This window comes from Nonomuraea sp. NPDC054003 (assembly GCF_055585125.1).
In genome coordinates this window covers 1-3,448 of sequence record NZ_JBVJKR010000037.1, presented here as the reverse complement: position 1 = coordinate 3,448, position 3,448 = coordinate 1, and the positions used below count along the sequence as shown (strand labels likewise).

The 3,448-nt window shown below is 63.2% G+C and carries 4 protein-coding genes; 2 read left to right on the top strand and 2 right to left on the bottom strand.

Annotation, left to right across the window (positions count from 1 at the left end; genetic code table 11):
- Positions 1–243 precede the first annotated feature (243 nt).
- Positions 244–582, top strand: a complete 339-nt coding sequence (locus ACZ6YG_RS44550) for a hypothetical protein (protein ID WP_466021362.1) — start codon at positions 244–246, stop codon at positions 580–582.
- Between the two features lie 81 nt (positions 583–663).
- Positions 664–1,050: a hypothetical protein gene (locus ACZ6YG_RS44545; protein ID WP_466021361.1), complete on the top strand. Its 387-nt coding sequence runs from the start codon at positions 664–666 to the stop codon at positions 1,048–1,050.
- A gap of 302 nt (positions 1,051–1,352) precedes the next feature.
- Here the strand turns inward: ACZ6YG_RS44545 and ACZ6YG_RS44540 are convergent, their stop codons facing one another.
- On the bottom strand, positions 1,353–1,886 hold the full coding sequence (locus ACZ6YG_RS44540; RefSeq protein WP_364232100.1) for a flavoprotein: 534 nt from the start codon (positions 1,884–1,886) through the stop codon (positions 1,353–1,355).
- 655 nt (positions 1,887–2,541) lie between these two features.
- Positions 2,542–3,147 (bottom strand): hypothetical protein, encoded by a 606-nt coding sequence (locus tag ACZ6YG_RS44535; protein WP_466021360.1) that lies wholly within the window; start codon positions 3,145–3,147, stop codon positions 2,542–2,544.
- Positions 3,148–3,448: the final 301 nt, after the last annotated feature.

Sequence of the window (3,448 nt, the reverse complement as noted above, 5' to 3'; positions counted from 1 at the left end):
GACAGCCGGGCACCCACGCTGACCACAGCGAGGAAATCGACCTCCAGCCGAAGACTTCAGCCGACCAACTCAAGGTCGAGAAAGATCGAGGCTAGGGTTCTGCTGCTCATGGCGACATGGCGGATGTGTGTCGCCGGGCGTATTGGAAAATTCGCCTCGGCTGCTGACCACTAAACGGTGTCCTCCTGATCATCCCGAAGATGAGTCCCCGCTGAGGGCTGTCGTTTGGGGTGTTGCTCAACAATGGCCATCGCGACGGCGGCAATCATGAATCCCACTCCGGCAATGGCGAAGATCTGCATTACCTCACGGATCGGCTGTGCTGGGGACCCGCCCTCCATTGCGCCGCATGATCCGAAAACCGCCAGCAGGAGGAAAGAGGTTCCTAACACCAAGAAAGTCCGACGGCCGGTCATCATGAAAGCTGATGGTACCGCAAAAGAGGGGGCCGACCTGGGCCTTTTGGCGGGTGGAGCCCAAGAGAGATTCGAACTCCTGGCTTCCTGTTTGCAAATCGGCCCGACCTCGCGCTATATGGGCCGCGAACTGGGAAAACGTGCGTCTGTGAGTGACCGTGGCTGACCGCTCGTCACCTGTGTCCAATTACACGACGATCATGCGCCGATCACTTGCTATGCGGGTCCGGCCGTGCTGGGCTCTCCCGTGAGCAAAGTTTGGTACCCCGGCGAGCTCGCGCTTCCTTTTGCCTTTCCGAACCGCCGCTTCCGCCTATGGAGCTACGTGCCCACACACAGCGGCCTCGTCGTGCGGACGGAGTTCGAGCCTGACACGCCCCATGTCGAACTGCTCTTCCAGTCCGTCCACCTGATCAACCTTCCGGCCAGGATGAACGGGCTCATGGTCGCTGTCGACGAGGGTAGGCGAGCCTCGGGCGTGACATTCACCGTGAGCGGCGATGATTTCTCGGGGCGCGTCATCGCGAACCGCCTATGTCTTGGCATAGAGGAACGATCAAAATACAGTCCAGTCTCGATCTTCCACGGCTTGCTGAGCAGTGAATTCCCGCCCGAGCCACGCGCTCCCGCCTGATCATCCCGCAGCGGGAGCGCCCCACCGGAGGCACTATCTGGGGCGGCGCAGCATCACCCTGGCGAGCCAGATGATGGTGGGTAAGAGGATCAACAGAACAGCGAAGCCGGCTCCGACAGCGAGCTCGGCGTCACTCCACAGCTGGATCGCATCCACCCTGCGAGGCTAGCCGTGAAGAGGATCAGTCGGAATGCTGCGCAGACGCGGCCCGAGCGCGGGCGCGCGCGAGAACGGCCCTCAGGCCGCACGCGCAGCATGGGGCCGCGTGGCGGCGCTGCGCGCTGCCCTTGATCCATAAGAAATTAATTCGGCAAGTTCTCCAAGGTCAGCGACCACGGATAGTCCTCGATACGTTCTGCTCCGGAGCTTGGCGGGTGCGGCTCGAACTGGCCGGGGCCGAGCAGTACGCGTATGCCTTCGGCACGCAGCTGGTCGACGCTGCGCTGGAAGGGGACGCGTGCGGCCAGGGCGGTGTTGACGAAGGGCAGGATGACGACGGGGATGCCAAGCCCTGGGGCTTCGGACAGGACACCGAGTGCGTAGGTGTCGGCGATGCCCTGGGCGAACTTGTTGATCGTGTTGTAGGTGGCCGGGGCGACGATGATGGCGTCGGCACGGGGTGACTTGGGCTCGTGCGGCTTGCGGTACTGGCTCCGGACGGGGCGGCCGGTCTGCTTCTCCAGTTCGGCAACGTCGATGAAGTCGAGTGCCGACGGGGTGGCGATGATCTGGACGGTCCAGCCGGCGGCTTGGGCGAGGGTGACGAGGCGCCCGACGTCTGGGGCTGGTCCTGCGGCGCAGACGATGATGTACAGGACTTGGCCGGGTCGGGTCACGCGATGACTCCCAGGGTTGCCGCGTAGTCGCGGGCTTCGCGGCGGACGCTGATCGGGGCTGTTGCCAGGATGTCACGTACCAGCCGGAGGGCAGCGGGGCGGCGGACGATTTCCTGTGGGGTGCGGCGCGCAGGATGTGCAGGGCCCTGTCGTACCGGTTCCACATGAGGAAGGCGGGGGAGGTGTGGCTCCGTGGAGCAGCAGAGATCCGTAGATCTACAGGTCATCGGGGGTGGGCTCGGCGAGGTGTTCGGCTGCGCTGCGGGCCGCGCCGGTGGCTGCGTGCTGGTGGCCGCCGTCCATCAGGGCGTGGGTATGACCGATTGCCGGGAATCGAGGCTGGCTAGCTTTTGATGTCCGCAACAGAGATCGAAAAGGCCCTCTCCCCGTCCAGGGGAAGAGGGCCTTCGAAGAGCGGAGGATCGGGGATTTGAACCCCGGATGGGCGGTAAACCCAAACCGCATTAGCAGCTCGGATCATGGCCGTCCCGATCAGTTCAACCTGGACCGCTCGGCCTCGGTGGCCCAGATTGGACGGCTCCGAACGATGCGGCATTGCAACTAGAACTGCAACTAGAACGCTTCCCAGAACCAGACTGGGATGCAAGATGTTCGGCCGGCTCTCCATACGTGATCGCTATGGCTCCCACCCTGCTCAGAGCAACTGCATTGGTTGTCTCAAGGGGTCCCAGTCCATGGTGACGAGCCCGCCATAACGCTTGGCCAGCCTGCGGCGTAGGTCCTGGCTAAACGCGTTCGTTTCGACGACGATCCGGTTGAGCTCGGGTTCGATGTACATCGCCAAGACCTCGGGTTCGTCGATTGGCCTGCCGTGTTCCCTGTCCTCCGTCAAGTTGGTCAGCGCCGCTTGGCTGTTCCGCGCCAGTCGGACCTGGGGCACGATCCGGTACGGAATGGGTTTCCCGTATGACCAGTCCACTCCTGAGATCGGCGGGGAAGCCAGCTCTTGTCCTCGGGGCGTGACGTAAGGGGCGACGAGCCGGTATGGCGCGTACAGGAGGTAGGGCGGGGCGAGATCGTGCGGGTAGGTCTCGGCCCGTCGCTGAGCGGCTTGTATAGCCTGATAGAAAGGCCCGATGCTCACGGCGGACCGGGGCGCTGGCGACCTCAGTTTGTAGTACACCTCCACCGCGTCATCTGCCGCTGGTTGCACGATCACTCGCCATCCGCCCGGCAGGCACACAGGCACCGCCGTTACAGCGTAGACAGCGAACAGCACCAAGATCGCCTTCAGCCGCATGCGGGAAGAGTGTAAGGCACAATCCCCCCGTAATCAGTTGCGACGCCTTCTGTGAGGTGGAGCCGAAGCGCAACAGCTTCTGACATCCTGCTTGCAAATCGGCCGGATCTTCAGGGGATACGGTCTCGACCAGGACAAAGAGCGGTCCGTGAGTAACCGCGGCTGCCCCTTGTTGGACCACCCTTAATGGCACGCTTATGGCACGATGAACCGCGCCGGGTTTCGTGGAGACTCGGCTACTTGGTTTCTGCCGCGGTGACTGCGGCCTGTTGGTGACGGTAGTGGATCGCTTCGTACTCTG